Annotated in this window: 12 protein-coding genes; 10 read left to right on the forward strand and 2 right to left on the reverse strand. The window is 71.4% G+C overall.

Annotated features, from left to right (window positions below; translation table 11 throughout):
• Positions 1 to 2 precede the first annotated feature (2 nt).
• From recC to recD, 3 genes are read left to right on the forward strand one after another with little or no spacing between them, the layout of a single operon-like run.
• A complete protein-coding gene (gene recC, locus ACFSL2_RS26570; protein WP_377200729.1) occupies positions 3 to 3,404 on the forward strand; it encodes an exodeoxyribonuclease V subunit gamma in 3,402 nt (1,133 codons plus the stop codon).
• Positions 3,404 to 6,739: a UvrD-helicase domain-containing protein gene (locus ACFSL2_RS26575; RefSeq protein ID WP_377200730.1), complete on the forward strand. Its 3,336-nt coding sequence runs from the start codon at positions 3,404 to 3,406 to the stop codon at positions 6,737 to 6,739. The genes recC and ACFSL2_RS26575 overlap by 1 nt, the downstream gene beginning before the upstream one ends.
• Positions 6,736 to 8,583 carry an exodeoxyribonuclease V subunit alpha gene (gene recD, locus ACFSL2_RS26580; RefSeq protein ID WP_377200731.1) on the forward strand — a complete coding sequence of 616 codons (1,848 nt, stop codon included), beginning with the start codon at positions 6,736 to 6,738 and terminating at the stop codon, positions 8,581 to 8,583. Before ACFSL2_RS26575 ends, recD begins: the two co-directional genes overlap by 4 nt.
• A gap of 76 nt (positions 8,584 to 8,659) precedes the next feature.
• Here the strand turns inward: recD and ACFSL2_RS26585 are convergent, their stop codons facing one another.
• Positions 8,660 to 9,634, reverse strand: coding sequence for a DUF1963 domain-containing protein (locus ACFSL2_RS26585; RefSeq protein WP_377200732.1), 975 nt, complete (start codon positions 9,632 to 9,634; stop codon positions 8,660 to 8,662).
• A 113-nt stretch (positions 9,635 to 9,747) separates the two neighbouring features.
• Here ACFSL2_RS26585 and ACFSL2_RS26590 point away from each other — a divergent pair, with 113 nt between their 5' ends.
• The 6 genes from ACFSL2_RS26590 (at position 9,748) to ACFSL2_RS26615 (ending at position 14,483) form a co-directional block, all read left to right on the forward strand.
• Positions 9,748 to 10,452 carry an RraA family protein gene (locus ACFSL2_RS26590; RefSeq protein ID WP_377200733.1) on the forward strand — a complete coding sequence of 235 codons (705 nt, stop codon included), beginning with the start codon at positions 9,748 to 9,750 and terminating at the stop codon, positions 10,450 to 10,452.
• A gap of 74 nt (positions 10,453 to 10,526) precedes the next feature.
• Complete coding sequence (locus ACFSL2_RS26595; protein WP_377200734.1) at positions 10,527 to 11,024, forward strand: DUF2975 domain-containing protein; 498 nt, start codon at positions 10,527 to 10,529, stop codon at positions 11,022 to 11,024.
• A complete protein-coding gene (locus ACFSL2_RS26600; RefSeq protein ID WP_377200735.1) occupies positions 11,024 to 11,239 on the forward strand; it encodes a helix-turn-helix domain-containing protein in 216 nt (71 codons plus the stop codon). The genes ACFSL2_RS26595 and ACFSL2_RS26600 overlap by 1 nt, the downstream gene beginning before the upstream one ends.
• Before the next feature lie 265 nt (positions 11,240 to 11,504).
• Positions 11,505 to 12,572 carry an SDR family NAD(P)-dependent oxidoreductase gene (locus ACFSL2_RS26605; RefSeq protein ID WP_377200897.1) on the forward strand — a complete coding sequence of 356 codons (1,068 nt, stop codon included), beginning with the start codon at positions 11,505 to 11,507 and terminating at the stop codon, positions 12,570 to 12,572.
• On the forward strand, positions 12,569 to 13,213 hold the full coding sequence (locus ACFSL2_RS26610; RefSeq protein ID WP_377200736.1) for a TetR/AcrR family transcriptional regulator: 645 nt from the start codon (positions 12,569 to 12,571) through the stop codon (positions 13,211 to 13,213). The genes ACFSL2_RS26605 and ACFSL2_RS26610 overlap by 4 nt, the downstream gene beginning before the upstream one ends.
• 607 nt (positions 13,214 to 13,820) lie before the next feature.
• Positions 13,821 to 14,483 carry an ABC transporter ATP-binding protein gene (locus ACFSL2_RS26615; protein WP_377200737.1) on the forward strand — a complete coding sequence of 221 codons (663 nt, stop codon included), beginning with the start codon at positions 13,821 to 13,823 and terminating at the stop codon, positions 14,481 to 14,483.
• Positions 14,484 to 14,805: 322 nt separating this feature from the next.
• Here ACFSL2_RS26615 and ACFSL2_RS26620 read toward each other — a convergent pair.
• Positions 14,806 to 16,067 (reverse strand): IS3 family transposase gene (locus tag ACFSL2_RS26620; RefSeq protein ID WP_377183469.1). Its coding sequence is split into 2 segments (ribosomal slippage): positions 14,806 to 15,722 and positions 15,722 to 16,067, totalling 1,263 coding nucleotides; the frame shifts between segments, so codons are not numbered across the junction.
• 91 nt (positions 16,068 to 16,158) lie between these two features.
• Between ACFSL2_RS26620 and ACFSL2_RS26625 the strand changes: the two genes are divergently transcribed.
• A complete protein-coding gene (locus tag ACFSL2_RS26625; RefSeq protein ID WP_377200738.1) occupies positions 16,159 to 17,997 on the forward strand; it encodes a hypothetical protein in 1,839 nt (612 codons plus the stop codon).
• The last annotated feature ends 431 nt before the right edge of the window (positions 17,998 to 18,428 follow it).

An 18,428-nucleotide genomic window follows, 5' to 3' on the forward strand; every position in this document is an offset into this window, starting at 1 on the left:
CGATGGCAGTCGTCCTTCATCGGGCTCCGCGTACGGACCTGCTCGCGCGGGCACTGGGGGACCTGTTCAGCACGCCCCTGGCGGACCCGTTCGCGACCGAGGTGGTCGTGGTGCCCGCCCGCGGCGTCGAACGCTGGCTCGCGCAGCGCCTCAGCCACCACCTCGGAGCCGCCCACGGGCGGGACGACGGCGTGTGCGCAGGCGTGGACCTGCGCTCGCCGGGCTCGCTGTTCGCCGAGGTCACGGGCACCCGCGACGACGACCCGTGGGCGCCGGACGCGCTGACCTGGCCGCTGCTGGCGGTGATCGACGCGAGCCTCGACGAACCGTGGGCCGCGCTGCTCGCCCAGCACCTCGGGCACGGAATCCCGGGAGAGGAGGGTGAGCTGCGGCGCGGTCGCCGGCTCTCCGTCGCCCGCCGGCTCGCACGGCTCCTGGCGGGCTACGCCACCCAGCGCCCGGCGCTCGTCGCCGACTGGGCCGCGGGCCGCGACACCGACGGCTGCGGGCGGGCGGTCCCCGCCGACCTCGCGTGGCAGCCGCCCCTCTGGCGCGCCCTGGCCGAGCGGGTCGACGGCGAACCGCCGCACGTACGGCACGCCGCCGTCGTCGACCGGCTGCGCGCCGAACCCGGCGCCTTCGACCTGCCCGCGCGCCTGTCCCTGTTCGGCCACACGCGCCTGACCGCGAGCGAGGTCGAGCTCGTCGGCGCGCTCGGGGCGCACCGCGACGTGCACCTGTGGCTGCCGCATCCCTCGGCACCGCTGTGGTCGGCGCTCAAAGATCTCGGCGGGGATCTCGGCGGGCCCGTCGACCGGGCCGCGGACCGCTCCCACGAGCGCGTCGGGCACCGGCTCCTGGCCACGCTCGGCCGCGACACCCGCGAGCTGCAGCGCACCCTGTCCGCGATCGAGCTGCGCGACGAGCCCGCCGAGGTCGCGGGCGACGGCGGCGCGCCCGAACCGCCGTCGACCCTGCTGGGGATGCTGCAGCACGACCTGCGTGCCGATGCCGTCGGCGACGCCGGCACGCGCGTGCTCGACCCCGCCGACCGTTCGCTCCAAGTGCACGCCTGCCACGGCCCGGCCCGGCAGGTCGAGGTGCTGCGTGACGTGCTGCTCGGCCTGCTCGCCGACGACCCGACGCTGGAGCCGCGTGACGTGCTCGTCATGTGCCCCGACATCGAGACCTACGCACCGCTGGTCACCGCCGCCTTCGGCCTGGCCGACGTCGTCGGGCCGCACGGCCACCCCGCGCACGGCCTGCGGGTGCGGCTCGCCGACCGCGCGCTCGACCGGACCAACCCGCTGCTCGCCGTCGTGATGCGCCTCCTGGACCTGGCCGGTGGCCGGGCGGGCGTCGGCGACGTCGTGGATCTCGCCCACGCCGAGCCCGTGCGCCGCCGCTTCGGGTTCCGTGACGACGACCTGGAACAGCTCGCCCGGTGGGCGCGCGAGACCGGTGTGCGGTGGGGGTTCGACGCCGAGCACCGTGCCGACTTCGGCCTGGCCGGCTACGGGTCCGGCACCTGGCAGGAGGGCGTGGACCGGCTGCTCGCGGGGGTCGCGATGTCGGACGACACGGGCACCTGGCTCGAGCGCACCCTGCCGCTGGACGACGTCGGCAGCGGGCAGGTCGAGCTGGTCGGCCGGCTGACCGAGCTCGTGGAGCGGCTCCGGGACGTCACCGACGCGCTCGTCGGCGGGCATCCGCTCGAGCACTGGCTGAGCGCGCTCGGGGACGGCGTCGCGGCGCTCACCACCGTGCCGACCACCGACGCGTGGCAGCTCGCGCAGGTGCGGCGCGAGCTCGCCCGCGTGCGGGCCGACGCACCCGACCCGGCGGTGCCCCTGCGGCTGCCGGACGTCCGTGCGCTGCTCGCCGACCGGGTGGCGGGCCGTCCCACCCGGTCGAACTTCCGCACCGGCACGCTGACGGTGGCCACGCTCGTGCCGATGCGGTCGGTGCCGCACCGCGTCATCGCCCTGCTGGGTCTCGACGACGGCGTGTTCCCGCGCGTCGGCATCACCGACGGCGACGACGTGCTGGCCCGCGAGCCGAGGACCGGCGAACGCGACCCGCGGAGCGAGGACCGGCAGCTGTTCCTCGACGCGATCCTCGCCGCGACCGAGACCCTCGTGGTCACCTACAGCGGCGCCGACGAGTACTCGGGCCAGGAACGGCCACCCGCGGTGCCGCTCGGCGAGCTGCTCGACGCCCTGGACGAGACGGCGCACACGCCCGACGGGCGCCCGGTGTCCCAGGCCGCCACCGTCCGGCACCCGCTGCAGCCCTTCGACCGGCGCAACGTCGAGTCCGGGGCCCTCGTGCCCGGCTCGGCCTTCACGTTCGACCACGCGGCCCTGGCCGGAGCCCGCGCAGCGGCCGGACCGCGCACCCCGGCGGGCCCGTTCCTGGCCGCGCCGCTGGCACCGCCGGCGCCGGCGGACGACGGCGTCGTCGCGCTGGACGACCTGCTCGCGTTCTACCGCTCGCCCGCGCGTGGGTTCCTTCTCCAGCGCCTCGACGTCGGCCGCGCCTGGGACGAGGAACCGCTCGACGACGGGCTGCCCGTCGAGCTCGACGGGCTGGGCCGCTGGGCCGTGGGGGAGCGGGTCCTGCGGGACGTGCTGTCCGGCGTCGCGCTCCCCGACGCGGTGCAGAAGGAGTGGCGTCGCGGCCGGCTGCCGCCCGGACGCCTGGGCTGGCGCCCCCTGGTCGGCATCGCCGAGGAGGTGGGCCCGCTCGCCGACGCCGCCGCCGGACTGCGCGCGAGCCCCGCACGAGTCGTCGACATCGGCGTCGACCTCGGCGACGGGCGCAGCCTGCGCGGTTCGGTGCCCGGCGTGCACGGCGACCGCCTGGTGGCGGTGTCGTACGGCCGGCTCGGCGGCAGGCAGCGCCTGCAGACGTGGATCCGGCTGCTGGCGCTCGCGGCGTCCGACGACGACCGCCCCTGGGTCGGCTACACGCTCGGCCGGCCGACCAACCCGCGGTCGCGCAAGACATGGCAGGGGTCCCGGCTGGGGCCGCTGGACCACACCGCCGTCGACCTGCTGCGGGACCTGGTCGCGCTGCGGGACCGGGGGCTCGCCGAGCCGCTGCCCCTGCCGGTCAAGGCGTCGGTGGTCTACGCCGAGGCGCGCCGGAGCAGCGCCGACCCGGTCGACGCGCGGTTCCGGGCCGGACGGACCTGGACCGGGCAGATGGGGCCCGGCGGCCGCTTCGACGGCGAGTGCGCGGATCCCGAGCACGTGCGCGTCCACGGCCCGGGCGCGCCGCTGCCGGGGACCGGTGACGAGCCGCCCCCCGGCGAGGGGCACCCGGGGGAGACCACCCGCTTCGGTGCGCTGGCGATGCGTGTCTGGAGCCCGCTGCTGGAGAACGAGAGGTTCAGCGACTGATGGACGTCTTCGACCTGACCGGGCCGCTCCCGCAGGGCACCGCGCTGCTGGAGGCGAGCGCGGGGACCGGCAAGACCTTCGCGATCGGCGCGCTCGTGACCCGGTACGTCGCCGAGGGCGTCGTACCGCTCGACCAGATGCTGGTGGTGACCTTCGGCCGCGCCGCGACCCAGGAGCTGCGCGACCGGGTGCGTGGCGCCCTGCTGCGGGCCGAGCGCACGTTCGCCGCTGCCCTCGCCGGCCGCGACACCGGCCCGGTGGACGCCGTCCTGGCCGCGCTGCTCGACGTCGACGAGGCCGAGCGGGCCGCACGGCACCGGCGGCTCGCCGACGCCCTGGCCGCGTTCGACCACGCCACGATCGCGACGATCCACCAGTTCTGCCAGCTCGTGCTGCGCTCGCTCGGTGTCGCCGGGGACACCGAGCCCGGCGCCGAGCTGGTCGAGTCCCTGACCGAGCTCACCGTCGAGGTGGTCGACGACCTCTACCTGCACCGGTACGGCAGCGCCCCCGAGCCGCCGCCGTTCGACCGGGCCTGTGCCCTCCGGGTCGCCACCGCCGCCGTCGAGGACCCGCGCGCCACGCTCGCCGACGCCGACCCGGACGACGCCGTCGGCTCGGCACGCGTCTCGTTCGCCCGCGCGGTGCGCGCCGAGATGGAGCGGCGCAAGCGTCGGCTCGGCGTCCTGTCCTACGACGACCTGCTCGGGCGGCTCGCCGACGCCCTCGACCCGGCGTCGGCCGACGGCGGCGCCGCCGTCGGTGCCCGGATGCGCGAACGCTGGAAGGTCGTGCTGGTCGACGAGTTCCAGGACACCGACCCCGTGCAGTGGCAGGTGCTGGAACGGGCCTTCGGTGCTGCGCAGGCCGGGGCCATGGTGCTGGTCGGCGACCCCAAGCAGGCCATCTACGCCTTCCGTGGTGGCGACGTCGTCGCCTACCTCGACGCCGCGCGGCACGCCGCCACCCGCGCGACGCTGGGCAGCAACTGGCGCTCCGACGCGCCGCTGGTCGACACGCTGGGCGTGCTGCTGGGCGACGCGGCGCTCGGCCACGAGGAGATCGTGGTGCACCCGGTGACGGCCGAGGGCGGGGCCGGCCGGCTGTCCGGGGCGCCGCACCCGGCGCCGTTCCGGCTGCGGCAGGTGCTGCGCGAGGGGCTGCCCCAGGTCAGGGGCAGCGCGATCCAGGTCGGCGCCGCGCGGCGGCACGTCGCGACGGACCTCGCCGGTGACGTCGCGGGCCTGCTCGCCTCGGGCGCGACGTGGGACGGGCGGCGCCTGGTGCCGGGCGACGTCGCCGTGCTCGTCTCGGCGCGGGTGCACGGCCGGCTCGTGCAGGACGCGCTCGCCGCCCGCGGGGTCACGGCCGTGCTGCCCGGCGGCGACGTGTTTGAGACCCCCGCGGCCGACCAGTGGCTGACGCTGCTGGAGGCGCTGGAGTCCCCGCACCGCTCGGGCCTGGTGCGCGCCGCGGCCCTCACCCCCTTCCTCGGCCGCACGGCCGCCGACCTCGACACGGGCGGCGAGGACCTGACCACTCGCGACGCCGACACCCTGCGCGGCTGGGCGCTCCTGCTCCGGCACCGGGGCGTGGCCGCGCTGCTGGAGGCCGCCGAGGAGCACGGGTTGAGCGGCCGGGTGCTGGCCGAGGCCGAGGGCGAGCGGCTGCTGACCGACGTCCGCCACCTGGGCCAGCTGCTGCACGAGGTGAGCGTCACCGAGTCGCTCGGCCTGACCGCCCTCCTGGCCTGGTTCCGCGACGAGCGGCGCCGGACGGGTACTGCCGAGCGGCCGCGCCGCCTGGACTCCGACGCCGCGGCCGTGCAGATCGTCACCGTGCACGGCAGCAAAGGGCTGCAGTACCCGGTGGTCTACCTGCCGTTCGGCTACGACAACTACGCACGCCCGGTCGAGATCGCGCTCTACCACGACGAGCGCGGCGCACGGACGATCGACGTCTCCGGCTCCGGCGCGCACTGGGACGCCCACTGCGCCGCGCACCGCGCGGAGGAGGACGGCGAGGAGCTCCGCAAGCTCTACGTGGCTCTGACCCGTGCGCAGTCACAGGTCGTGGCGTGGTGGGCGCCGACGTCGAGCACCCCGACCAGCGGGCTGCACCGCCTCGTGTTCGGCCGCACCCCCGGCACGCGGGACGTGCCCGGTACGCAGCCGGTGAAGGACGACGCCTACGCCACCCGCGTGCTGCGGCTGCTCGAGGAGCTGGGTGGCCCCGCGGCCGAGCTCGCCGTGCCCGCCGAGGCGTCCGCGCCCGTACCGGCGGACCGGCACGCACCGTTCGAGGCACGTGGCTTCGACCGCGCCGTCGACACCGGCTGGCGGCGCACCTCCTACAGCGGCCTCGTAGCGGCCGCCGACGACGTCGCCGGAACAGGGGCGGGCAGCGGGGTCGGCAGCGGAGTGAGCAGCGAACCCGAGGCCGTCGGCAAGGACGACGAGCCGGCCGCACCCGAGGCCGACGTCGCAGAGCCGGCCGCGCCCGGCGACGCCGCGGCGTCGCCGATGGCGGACCTGCCCATGGGCGCCGCCTTCGGGTCCCTGGTGCACGCGGTGCTGGAGGACGCCGACCCCTTCGCGCCCGACCTGCGCGCGGAGCTGCTGGAGCACGTCACCGAGCAGCTGCGCTGGTGGCCGGTGCAGGCCGACCCCGAGGCGCTCGCCGACGGGCTCCTGCCGCTGCACCGCACCCCGCTCGGCCCGTTGGCCGGTGGCCTGACGCTGGGCGAGATCGGCCTCCCGGACCGGCTCCGCGAGCTGACGTTCGAGCTGCCGCTGAACGGTGGGGACCTCGGTGGTCCTGAGCGGGCCGAGGCGAGACTGCGGGACCTCGCCCCGCTCCTGCGTGCCCACCTGCCCGCCGACGACCCGCTCGCCGCCTACGCCGACCGGCTCGAGCAGCCCGCCCTCGGTGACCAGACGCTGCGCGGCTACCTCACCGGGTCGGTCGACGTCGTGCTCCGGCTGCCGACCGGTCGGTTCGTCGTCGTCGACTACAAGACCAACTTCCTCGGCCCCGCCGTCGCCGACTACTCGCGGGACCGGATGGCCGAGGCCATGCTGCACTCCCACTACCCGCTGCAGGCCCTGCTGTACGGCGTGGTGCTGCACCGCTACCTGCGCTGGCGGCTGCCCGGCTACGATCCCGACACCCACCTGGGCGGGGTGCTCTACCTCTTCGTCCGCGGCATGGCCGGACCGGACACCCCCGACGCGGGCGGCAGCCCCGCGGGCGTGTTCTCGTGGCAGCCGCCGGCGGCGCTCCTGGACGCGCTGTCCGACCTGCTCGCGGGCGCCGCGGGGGAGAAGGCCGCATGACGACGGCGATCGAGCGCTGGACCAGCGACGACCCCCGCGACGCGCGGCTCGCGCTCGGCGCGACCGGGCTGCTGCGCACCTTCAACCACGCCGGTGTGCTCACCGCCGCCGACGTGCACGTCGCACGCCGCACCGCCGACATCGTCGGCGAGGACGACGAGAGCGTGCGGCTCGCCGTGGCGCTCGCGGTGCGCGCCGTGCGGCAGGGGTCGGTGTGCGTGGACCTCGGCGCGTTCGATGACAGCGGGACCTCGGGCGTGGCCGGGACGGAGCGCGGGCCGGACGAGACGCCGCTGCCCTGGCCGGCCGCCGACGGCTGGCTCGACCGGGTGGCGGCCAGCGCGCTCGCGGAGCGGTCGGTGGTGCGGGCCGACCTCGGCCTGCTCTACCTCGACCGGTACTGGCGCGAGGAGCGGCTGGTGCGCGACGACCTCGTCGCGCGGCTGGCGGCGCCCGCCCCGCCGGTCGACGACGCCCTCCTCGAGGACGGCGCGGCGCGTCTGTTCCCCGGCGACGCGTATGCCGAGCAGCGCAGGGCGGCACTGTCCACCGTGCGTCGCCTGACCACGGTGCTCACCGGCGGTCCCGGCCGCGGCAAGACGACGACGGTGGCCGGCCTCCTCGCGCTGCTGGCGGAGCAGGCCGAGCACGCCGGCGGACGCCGCCTGCGCATCGCGCTCGCCGCTCCCACGGGCAAGGCGGCCGCACGCCTGCAGGAGGCCGTGGCCGAGGCGCTCGCTGCTCGCCCCGAGACCGGGCGGCCGGAGTTCACGGACGACGACCGGCGCCGGCTCGCCGGGCTCCAGGCGGGCACGCTGCACCGGCTGCTCGGCCGGCGGCCCGGTTCGAGCACCCGGTTCCGGCACGACCGCGAGGGCCGTCTGCCGCACGACGTCGTGGTGGTCGACGAGACGTCCATGGTCTCGCTCACGCTCATGGCCCGGCTGCTGGAGGCGGTGCGTCCCGACGCGCGGCTCGTGCTCGTGGGCGACCCCGACCAGCTTGCGTCCGTCGAGGCGGGGGCCGTGCTCGCCGACCTCGTGGCCGGGCTCGGGCAGCGCGCCGACGGCGTCGTGGCAGCCCTGGTCACCGACCACCGGTCGGAGAGCGCGGCGATCACGCGGCTGGCCGCCGCGATCCAGGACGGCGACCCGGCGGCGGTGCTCGCGGAGCTGGAAGCGGGCGACGGCGCCGTCGAGCTCGTGCATCCGGACGACGCGGCCGGGCTCGCCGACCTGCAGGACGAGCTGACCCGGCACGCGCTCGACGTACGTGGCCTGGCGCTGGCGGGCCAGGCCGCCGAAGCGCTCGCCCTGGCCGAGCGGCACCGGTTGCTGTGCGCCCACCGGGAGGGCCCGTGGGGCGCGGCACACTGGAACCGGCAGATCGAACGGCGGCTCGGTGCGGCCTCCGGCGTCTACCTCGGCGCCGCGGTCGGCACGGAGTGGTACGCGGGCCGACCGGTGCTGATCACGGCGAACGACTACGGCCTGGGACTGTTCAACGGCGACACCGGCGTGGTGGTCGCCGAGGGCGACGCCCTGCGCGCCCACCTCAGCGACGGCGCGTCGTTCGCGGTCTCCCGCCTGGGCGACGTCGAGACGCTGCACGCCATGACCGTGCACAAGAGCCAGGGCAGCCAGGCCGAGACCGTGACGGTGCTGCTGCCGGACGAGGGCTCGCCGCTGCTCACGCGCGAGCTGCTCTACACCGCGGTGACGCGGGCCCGGCGGAGGGTGCGGGTGGTCGGTACGCCGGAGGCGGTGCGGGCGGCGGTGGAGCGCCGGGCACGCCGGGCCAGCGGGCTGGCGGAGCGGCTGCGGAGCGACGTGCCGTCGGAGTAGCCCACGGGGCGGCGCAACGCCGGACCTTACCCGGCGAGAACCCGGCTCCTGCTGGAGCACCACCGGCCCGCCGACGTCATTCGGTGAACTCGGTCCAGGAGACGGCCCGGTCGAACCTGCCCGCGGTGAGGTCCTCGACACGGATCAGGAAGCGGGCGAAGTAGACCGGGGAACCAGGATCGAGCTGGACGAGCGGGATCCACTCCCGCTGGACGCGCTGCTGCTCCTCCTCCACCAGGAAGTCCTCCTGGTCCGGATCGATGACCGTGGCGCCGGACTTCTGCCGGGCCGAGACGTTCTCCTCCGCGATCGTCAGCTCGGGGACGTCGTACATGCCGTCCCGGGAAAGCTCACCCGTGTTCCACGAGTAGCCGCCGAACTGGAAGGCGGCGAAGTTCCCGTTCGGCCACAGTTGGTCGACCAGAGCGCGGAGCTCCCGGCGGTGTGGCAGGTCGCGCGCGAGCTGCTCCTGGAAGGAGGTCAGCTCCTCCGCGTCCTCGTCGTCCTCGTCCGCCAGCCAGGCGGGGAGGTCGGCGTGGACGGTGGCGAAGAGGTCGTGCTCCGGGCCGATGAACTCCCGCTCCGTGGTGAAGTGGTTCCGGGGGTAGTCCGCGAGGGTCGCTACCACGGTCTCCGTGCCGGCCGGAACGTGGACGAGGCGCGCGAACTGCTGCTCCTCGCTGCGCCGGTCGGTGTCGTAGGCATCTTCGTGATGCAGGAAGACGAGCAGCGAGCCATCCAGCGGCAGCGGCAGACCGTCGACCCGCGGAAGTGCGGCACAGTCGAAGGACGCGACGAACGGCAGCGGGACCCCCGGGTCGGTCGTCGGCCATGGCATACCCACGGGGAGCCGGGGCAACCCACCGGTCCGGCCGACCACGACGTCGGCGGTCTGCCCCGGCGGCAGGCCCTGCGGATACGGCAGGACGTGGCCGTCGTGGCGCCGGTTCGCGCAGACCGTGAACCGGAGGAGTCCAGCGAACCTCTCTGCCTCGTCCTCGGGAACACCCTGCTTGATCGCCGCGCGCCGAAACTGCTCGTAGTAGTCCACGGCTGGATCTTGCCAGGTCGGGTGCCAGGTCGGACCGCGTGGTCCCGCCCGCCGCTATGGTTGCGTCGGAGAGCGTCAGGAGCCTGCTCGGCGCCCCTACCCCGAGGAGACTGATGGACGCGCTCGACCTGCAAGGCGCCTACGTGGACCTCACGACACCGCATGTCGCCGACGCGATGGTGCGCCTGGGCATCGCCGTCCGCCAGGCGCCTCCGGACGTCCGTCCTCTCTGGGACGACACGCACATCGTCGGCCGCGCTCGGCCGGCGCGACATGTCGGCAGCGTCGACGTGTTCCTCGAAGCCATCGAACGCGGCGAGCCGGGCGACGTCCTCGTGGTCGACAACGAAGGTCGGGACGACGAGGCCTGCGTCGGAGACCTGATTACCCTCGAGATCCAGCGTGCCGGGCTCGGCGGGATCGTGATCTGGGGCCTGCACCGCGACTCGCGCGAGCTGCGCACCATCCGCCTGCCCGTGTTCAGCCAGGGCACGGTCCCGGCCGGCCCGCAGCGCCTCGATCCCCAGCACGCAGACGCCCTCACCGCCGCGCGATTCGGCGACCATACGGTCACCGGCGACGACTTCGTGCTCGGCGATGACGACGGCGTGCTGTTCCTCCCCCTCGACCGCGCGGCCGACATCGCGGAGCTCGCGGCCACGATCCGCGACACCGAACGCCGGCAGGCGATACACATGCACCTCGGCACCAGCTTGCGCGAGCAGACCAGGTTCACCGACTACCTCGCCGCGCGCGAGCGGGACGGCACGACCTTCCGTCAGCACCTCCGCGCCATCGGTGGGGCCATCGAGGAGTGAGTCGGTGCGACCGCCGGAGTTCGGGTTGGCGATAATCTATTGATTATCGAGCGATTCTCATCGACAATCGCTGTATGAATCGCATCGTCTTCACCATGCTCACGCTCCTGATCGTCGGCGGGATCGCCCTCGGCCTGTTCGCCCAGATGGTGATCCTGCCCGGGATCGCGGCCGACGAGGTGAGGCACTTTCCGGCCTACGAGCCCTACCGTGTCCCGCTCCTGGCCGCCGGGATCTCGTTCATCGCCTGCGCGCAGGTGTCGCTCGCGGCCCTCTGGGCCCTCGTGTTCCGCGCCCAGGCGGGCATCTTCTTCCGGCCGGGCACGCAGCGCTGGGTGATCGCGATCGGCGCGGCGATCGGCGCCGCGACGCTGCTCACCGGCGGCTTCTTCCTGTACCTGACGTTCGTGGGCATCCCGATGCCCGACGAGGACATGGGGGAGCTGGGGCTGTGGATGGCGAGCGGCATGGGATCTCTGGTCGGGGTCGCGCTGCTCGGTGTCGTGTTCGTGACACATCGGCTCATCGAACGAGCGACGGACGCGCAGACCGAGCTGGACGGCGTGCTCTGATGGCGATCGTCGTCGAGATCGATGTACTCCTGGCGAAACGGAAGATGTCGGTCGGCGACTTCGCCGATGCGATCGGCCTGAGCCCGGCCAACGTGTCGGTGCTGAAGAACGGCCGTGCGAAGGCGGTCCGGTTCTCGACGCTCAACGCGATCTGCGAGGCTCTCGGTTGCCAGCCTGGAGATGTGCTGCGGTGGGTCCCCGACGACGGCGACTGATCCAGGGCCGCACCTTCCGGACGGCTGACTGGCTGGCGGAGGGCTCGGTGCGGAGCGCGGACGGGCAGCGCGATCAGAATCCCTGTCCACGTCAACCAGGGTGGCCGTGCGCCGATGCGCCGTGATGCCAGCCCGCCGAGCACATCGGATATCCCGTAGCTCAGTGCCGAGGCCAGCGCCAGAGCGATACCCATGGGTCACGTCTCCTCGGCGCGTTCGGCGTGCGTCGGATGGTCCTCAGGCGCGAGTCGTGGACGCGCGCGGGATGAGGGTCGGTAGTGCGCGTCGCAAAGGCGTGCTCGGGCTCGTGTCGGCGAGGAGCATCTCGAGCGCGGTCGTCGCGATCTGCTCGAACGGGGTGTGGACCGAGGTGAGCGGCACCGGTAGGCGAACAGGTCTCCGTCGTGCATCCGGTCTTGAAAAAATAAGCGATCGATTGTTTAATTCTGATGTGGAGAGGAGGCCTGCAGGGCGCGCGGTAGTAGTCACGGGAGCCTCCAGCGGGATCGGTAGGACGACTGTGTTGCGCCTCGCCGCTGCCGGGTACCGGGTGTTCGCGGGCGTGCGTCGAGATCAGGATGCGCATCGGTTGGTGGCCGACGTGCGCGGCGATGTCGTACCGGTCCGGCTGGATGTCACCGACGCCGATCAGGTCGCAGCGGTCGCGGCGCGCATGGCGACGGAGCAGGACGGCGCCGGTGTTCATGGGTTGGTCAACAATGCCGGTGCGACGTTGTTGGGGCCTTGGGAACGGGTAAGTCTCGAGGAGTTCCGCCAGCTGCTGGAGGTCAACGTCGTCGGGCAGATGGCGATGATCCAGGCGCTTCTGCCGCATCTGCGCCGTGCTGGCGGCCGTGTGGTCAACATCGGTTCGATGGCTGGAAGAGTGGCCGGCCCGGTCTTCGGGCCCTACGCGGCGACGAAGTTCGCGTTGGAAGGTGCTAGTGACGCACTGCGCCGCGAGGTTCGTGGTCAGGGAGTGCACGTGGTTCTGGTGGAACCTGGAGCCATTGCTACTCCGATCTGGGGCAAGGCATCGCTGAGGCTCGATCCGACGGGGCCGGACGACGTGTACGGCGACCTGCTCGCGGGCGTTCGGCACGGCATCGTCGAACGCAGCGCACAGCACGGTATGAGCCCCGATGCGGTGGCCGCAGTCGTCCTTCGCGCACTCACCGTTTCCCGGCCGCGCACACGCTACGTGGTGGGCCGGGACGCCAGAGCCCGGGTGCGGCTCGCGGGGTTGCTACCGGACCGGTTCGTGGACACGACCCTGGTCGGAGTCATCAGCCGCGTCGGCCGGGCACAGCGATCCGGCGGGACCGCGCGATGAGCGACGGAACTCGTCGACGGGGCCGGCCTCGGGCCAGCGAAGCCCAGGACACCCGCGAACTGCTGCTGAAAGCGGCACTTGACCTGTTCGCCTCGCATGGATTCGCTGGCACGTCGGTTCGCCAGATCGCGCGTGAAGCGGGGCTCAGTGAAGCCGGCCTGTATGCGCACTTTCCCAGCAAGCAGGCTATCTACGACGAGTTGTTCAGCCAGATGGGCCCGGTCTTCCTCGGTGCGTTGGATCTCGACCCGGACGAGCTGGCGGGAGATTCGCCCAGCGAAGCGGTGCCCGAGATCGTCGACCGGCTACTGCGGCTGTGGGAGAAGCCCGCCTCCCGCGCGCTGACGAGCATGCTGCTGCGAGAGGGAATACCGGGCGCAGGAATGAATGGACTTGCCGCTGCAGCAGCCGCTGCTCGTCAGCGCCTGGAGCCGGTCTTCGAGTCCTGGCGTCAGCGGGGAGAGTTTCGGGACGGTGTCCCGGCCTCGACGCTGGTGTGGGAGCTGTTCACATCGTTGTTCGCTGTCCGGTTCCTGCACCTGCACGCAGCAGCCAGTGCCGAGGATCGAGCCACGGCGCGTGAGCTCGCCCAGCGGCACGTGGAGTTCTTTCTCGATTCCGCCCTCTCCGTCTCGACGTAGTCAAGGAAAATCAGGAAACAAGCCGGGTGAAGAATTCCTGGGAGCGGATTCCTGAGCGTCCTTGAAGATCGTCAAGTCGGTTGATTCCCGAAATGTCTGGCTGTAGATTTCATGTGACTCAAAAGCGGGGTCCCATGAGGAAATTCCTCGGTTTGCTTATCGTCGCTGTCTTCAGCGTCTCAGCAACGACGACGGTGGCTCAGGCACTAACGAGCTCAACCACAGGTGGCTACGCCTACAACTAGAGCACCCAGAGCATGTACTCGTGCGACACGCGGGACGACGGAGCCGCGTTCGAGAACCAGAGCTGGAATTCCTCGAACCAGAGGTCGGTCATCAGGGACAATGTTGGTGGTATCTGCAATGGGCTCAGCTACGTCCGGGAGCAGGTAAGGTTCCGCGGCTGCCGCGACCAAGTGTTCGACAACTGCGGTCCCCTGCAGTGCGTGAGTTCCCCTGATGAACTCTCAGCAAGTTCAGGAGACGATATGTTAGTGGCGTACTGGCAAAGCGTTGACCGCGCCCCTCCGGTCGAACCAAAATCGATCGGCCGCTACCGATGCCTGCTGGCACGAGACCTGGTCGAAGGAATTATGAGGAGAACTGCATGCGAATTCCATTGAGTGTAGACGAGGTGGTTGTCAAGTTTGCTGACCACGTTCTTCTCCGGGATTTCGCGCTCCAGGTTGATCCTGGGGAGTCGGTTGCGCTCATGGGCCCGAGCGGTTCGGGCAAGACCAGTCTGTTGAAGTGCTTGGTCGGACTGACCATTCCGTCCGCTGGCAGTATCGAAGTGGCCGGGTCGGCGATGACAGGTGTTTCGGCCGCAAAGCGCGCCGATCTGCGGCGTGAGCTCATTGGTACGGCTTACCAGACGCCGGATCTGCTGACCGAGATCAGTGTCCAGGAGAATGTGGCGATCACACTGCTGTTCGAAGGCGTCGGCCGTGACAAGGCGCTGTCGGACGCGCGCCGGTCGCTGGCGGCCGTGGGGATCGAGCACCTGGCCGCGCGCGGCGTGGAAAACCTGTCAGGCGGTGAGGCGCAGCGGGTCTCGTTAGCACGCGCTCTGGTGCGAGAGTCGATGAGTTTGCTGGTCGCGGACGAGCCGACCGCGAGCCTCGACGGAGCGAACGCGGTCCGGCTCGCCGAACTGATGACCGGCATGGTGCATGAGCGCGGTATCGGGGCCGTGATCGCCACCCACGATCAGCGCGTGGCAGATCGCTGCGACCGTGTTGTTGAGCTGCGGATGGCGATGGCGCAGTGAACAGAGCGGTCTGGACAGTTGCCCGCCGTCTGGCTCTGTCCACGGATCGTCGTCAGCGGTGGCGCCAGATCAGCGTCGTGGCAGGTGCCATGCTTGCCACATGCGCTGCGCTGACCGGAATCTGCATCATCCACCTCGGCGTGCAAGTCACCGAGCACACCAACGCGCGGCACCCCGTCGTCGCCGAGGCAACGACCGAGGGCAAGATGGCGGTCGACGTCACCGGGCCGGTCCAGCCTGACCTGAACCAGTTTCCCGTGGTCTGGCTCGATCCGGAGCCCGGGGGGCCTTCGCCCCGAGAAGTGGACACGTCTTCGTGTGGTCAGGCGGCCAGCCGTAGCGTAGCCGGGTCGGTTTCGTGTTCGTAGTCGATGGGGCTCTGGTTCCCGAGCCGGGAATGCGGTCGGCGCAGGTTGTAGCGCGTGATCCAGCGGAACACTGCGAGGCGGCAGGCGCGGGCATCGTCGAACGCGGGTGCGCCGGCCAGGGTCTCGCGTTTCAGCGTGGCGTTGAACGACTCGGCCAGGGCGTTGTCGGCGCTGGTGCCGACCGCGCCCATGGACTGAGTCACCTGCAGCCGGCCGCACAGCTGCGCGTAGTCCTTCGATCCGTACTGGGCTCCGTGGTCGCTGTGAAAGATTGCTCCGGCCAGCGAACCCCGCTCGGCTACGGCGGCCTGCAGGGCGTCGGTGACCAGCTCGGTGCGCATGTGATCGGCCAGCGACCAGCCCACGAGACGGCGCGAGTACAGGTCGATCACCGTCGCCAGATACAAGAACTGCCCGCCACCGATCGGCAGGTAGGTGATGTCGCCGACATACCGGCGGTTGGGTGCCGGAGCGGTGAAGTCCCGCTTGATCAGGTCGGCCACCTTCTGCCCGGACGGGTCCGGGACCGTGGTCCGTACCCGTCGGCGCAGCCGGATCCCCGCGATGCCGTGCTCGCGCATCACACGAGCGACCCGTTTGTGGTTCACCGGCGGCCCGACCGGGTCGGTCTTACGCAGCTCGGTCGTGACCCGCGGCGAGCCAAGAGCCGGATCCTCCTTCAGCAGGGCCCGGATCCGTGCCGCCAGCCCGGCATCAGCCCTGGCCCGGGCGGCACGACCAGCGGCACCGTCGCGCCACTTGTAGTAGCTCGACCGGTTGATCTCAAGAACCTGGCACAGCCGCTTCACCGAGTAGGTGGGATGGTGCTCGGCGACGAACTGGAAGCGGCTCACCAGGTCGTCTCTCCCGCGAAATACTTCGCGGCCTTGCGCAGGATCTCCCGCTCGGTGGCGAGCTTGCGCTTGTCAGCCTCCAGGCGAGCGTTGGCTGCCTCGAGCTCGGCGACCCGTGCCTCCAGCTGCCCGACCCGGCCACCGGAACGCACCGCCGGCTCGCCGGGCGTCGTGCCCGCTGCCGGACCGGCCGTCACGGCGGCCTGCCCGCGCTGCTCAGCCGCGCGGCGCACCCATAACCGCAACGTCTCTCGCGAGACGCCCAAGTCCCGGGCGATCCCCTTGATCGTCGCCCCGGGTGTGGACTCGTACAAGGCCACAGCATCGGCCTTGAACTCCTCCGGATAGTTCTTCATAGCCATGCGGATCAAACTCGCTTCCTCTGGATCCACGATCCAGTATCAGCGTGTCCACCAAACGGGGTGAAGCCCCGGGTTCGAGGACGATCCAGCCGTGGTTCCTCCAGGACTGTCCTCGTTGCCTAGGCCCGGGGAGGCTGTCCTCTCGCCCGGCCTCATCGCGCTCGGCTACACCTCACCGGATTTCGGGTTCGACGCAAGTGACGCGGGCACCGGTCACGACGGCGCGATCGGCGACGCCGGGTTGGCCTCCCGCTCAGAAGGCTTCATCTACGCACGCGTAGCCGAAGGGCGCTCCCTGGGCGAGAGTGCGACGTTCAGCTCCGGATTCGGTGGACCAGGGTCCCAGTATCCGGTCGAGACCACGCTCGATGTGCCGTCGGCCGGCGCTGCGATGCTCGGAGCCGTCTGGCTGCTGATATTGCCTGCACTACTGCTCATGACAAGTGCGGCCCGGGCGGAGTCACAGATTCGCACCGAGCGGGCAGGCATACTGTGGCGACTAGGCATTGCCCGCCGCAGCATCGCCAGCTTGCTAGCCCTGGAGACGTTGTCCTTGGCAGCGATCGGTGCCGTGCTCGGCGTCGTGGCTTGGGCAGTAGCCGTGGCTCCCCGAACGTCATTGCCCGGAATCCGCGCAACCCTGCTACCGCAGTCGTTCGAGCTGCCTGTATACGTCATCGCCGCGGCGGTGGTGCTGATCCTGCTCAACGGAATGCTTGCCGCCTTGTGGGTCAAGCGTGAGCGGAGCCAGCCACGCATCGGTACGTCGATCCTGTGGGTGCTCCCGTTCACACTGTGCGTGGGCTTGATGACCGTCGCTGGCTGGGCACCGCAGATCCTGGGGTACGACTCGTTCTACGACGTCGGCGTCGCAGTGCTGATCTGCGCGGGTGTCGGAGCGACTATCACGCTGCCCATGGCCATACCAGCACTGCTCGGGGGTATGGGCGCCGTAGGGAAACTGGTACGGAGACCAACGGCATGGCTAGCCAGCCGCCTGGTCGTGACCCGCCGGTCGACCCTGGCCCGCCCGGCCGTGATGGCCGCCGTCCTGGTATACCTGGCCGGAGCCACCACAGCGATGATCGCAGCACTAACCACCAATCCTCCGGTACCAGTGCTACCAAGTGTGGACCGAGCAGTGTGGTCCGTCAGCTGGGTCGACTCCCGCGACAGCGACATCGAGACGGTCACCGAACGGGCGACAGAGGCAAGCGCGGAAACCCTGGCCGTCACGCCGCTGCCGCCCCCCGAGCCCGAGGACCTGGTCAACGGGCCCGCGCCCTTGGCCGAAGTCACCCTCCCGGACTGTCATGCGGCACAGCAGTTCTTCGGCCTGGACGAGCAAGCCGTGGCGTGCACGGCCAGCGACGCGATCGTGTCCGATCTGCCATACCTCGTGGAGTTCGGTTCCCACGGGAACCGAGACGGTGATCCAGCCCAGCCCATTTCCGAGCTGCTTCTCAGCGTTCCGACAACGTGGACGGAAGCTGACGCCATCACCCTGTTCTCCGGCCTGCCGGCGGTCAACGCGTGGAAACTCGTGGGCCACGACGATTTCGGCACCGCAACCTACGACTGGCTTGCCGGAGGGATGATCGCCGCCACCGGCCTCTTGGCGATCGGCCTGATCCGCGAGATCGGCGACCGCGTCCTGGTCGTCGTGAGCGAGCGATCACACCTGCTGCGCGCCGGACTGCGAAGCGAAGAAGCGGACTGGGTGTACGGGCTGGCGACCATGCTGCCCATGTTCGTCGCACTGCCGCTGGGCTATCTCGCGGCCAGGGTGTTCGCCGCGAACGGTGTGAGCTACCTCGTCACCGCCGACAGCATCGACGTGGTCGCGATCGTCGCGCTGCTCGTGGCAGGCCTCACTGCTGTGGTCATCGCCCTGACCCTATGGTGGCAGCAGCGCATCGACACCCCGTGATCCCGCCTTGACAGAAGTCCGGGCATCGCCGCGCGTGGCAAGCCTGCTTAATGCTCGTGATCGGTCCGGGGACTGCCCCGACGGGCACGCCCAGGCGCCCGGCCTCCGGTGCGATCTTGATCGCGGCGCCGAGCCGGAAACGAGAGGCTCGTGACTGGGCACCTCAATGCTGCCGACGTGGGGCACTCTGATGAAGTCGCAGGTCAGCACCCCATTCGTGCCATGCACGCCGGTGTCCGCGCAGGTCAGGGGCTCGATTCGTGTCACTGTCCCGATCCGGATCCCGAACCCGTGGATCCTGACACGCATGTGACACGAGTTGATACGCTGAAGTACGTTCAGCGACGTCTGGATAGGGGATTCCCGGGAATACGCTCGGTACTCTAACCAGCAAGAATACGTCCGACCTGCTCAAGTGCCGACCACCTCAG

This window comes from Promicromonospora aerolata (assembly GCF_042682255.1).
Taxonomy (GTDB): Bacteria; Actinomycetota; Actinomycetes; order Actinomycetales; family Cellulomonadaceae; genus Promicromonospora; species Promicromonospora aerolata.

Bases quoted from the DNA above. Each gene is read 5' to 3' on its own strand.
- recC (WP_377200729.1), top strand. From the start codon at position 3: ATGGCAGTCGTCCTTCATCGGGCTCCGCGTACGGACCTGCTCGCGCGG.
- ACFSL2_RS26605 (WP_377200897.1), top strand. From the start codon at position 11,505: ATGAGGGTCGGTAGTGCGCGTCGCAAAGGCGTGCTCGGGCTCGTGTCG.
- recD (WP_377200731.1), top strand. From the start codon at position 6,736: ATGACGACGGCGATCGAGCGCTGGACCAGCGACGACCCCCGCGACGCG.
- ACFSL2_RS26610 (WP_377200736.1), top strand. From the start codon at position 12,569: ATGAGCGACGGAACTCGTCGACGGGGCCGGCCTCGGGCCAGCGAAGCC.
- ACFSL2_RS26595 (WP_377200734.1), top strand. From the start codon at position 10,527: ATGAATCGCATCGTCTTCACCATGCTCACGCTCCTGATCGTCGGCGGG.
- ACFSL2_RS26615 (WP_377200737.1), top strand. From the start codon at position 13,821: ATGCGAATTCCATTGAGTGTAGACGAGGTGGTTGTCAAGTTTGCTGAC.
- ACFSL2_RS26600 (WP_377200735.1), top strand. From the start codon at position 11,024: ATGGCGATCGTCGTCGAGATCGATGTACTCCTGGCGAAACGGAAGATG.
- ACFSL2_RS26590 (WP_377200733.1), top strand. From the start codon at position 9,748: ATGGACGCGCTCGACCTGCAAGGCGCCTACGTGGACCTCACGACACCG.
- ACFSL2_RS26575 (WP_377200730.1), top strand. From the start codon at position 3,404: ATGGACGTCTTCGACCTGACCGGGCCGCTCCCGCAGGGCACCGCGCTG.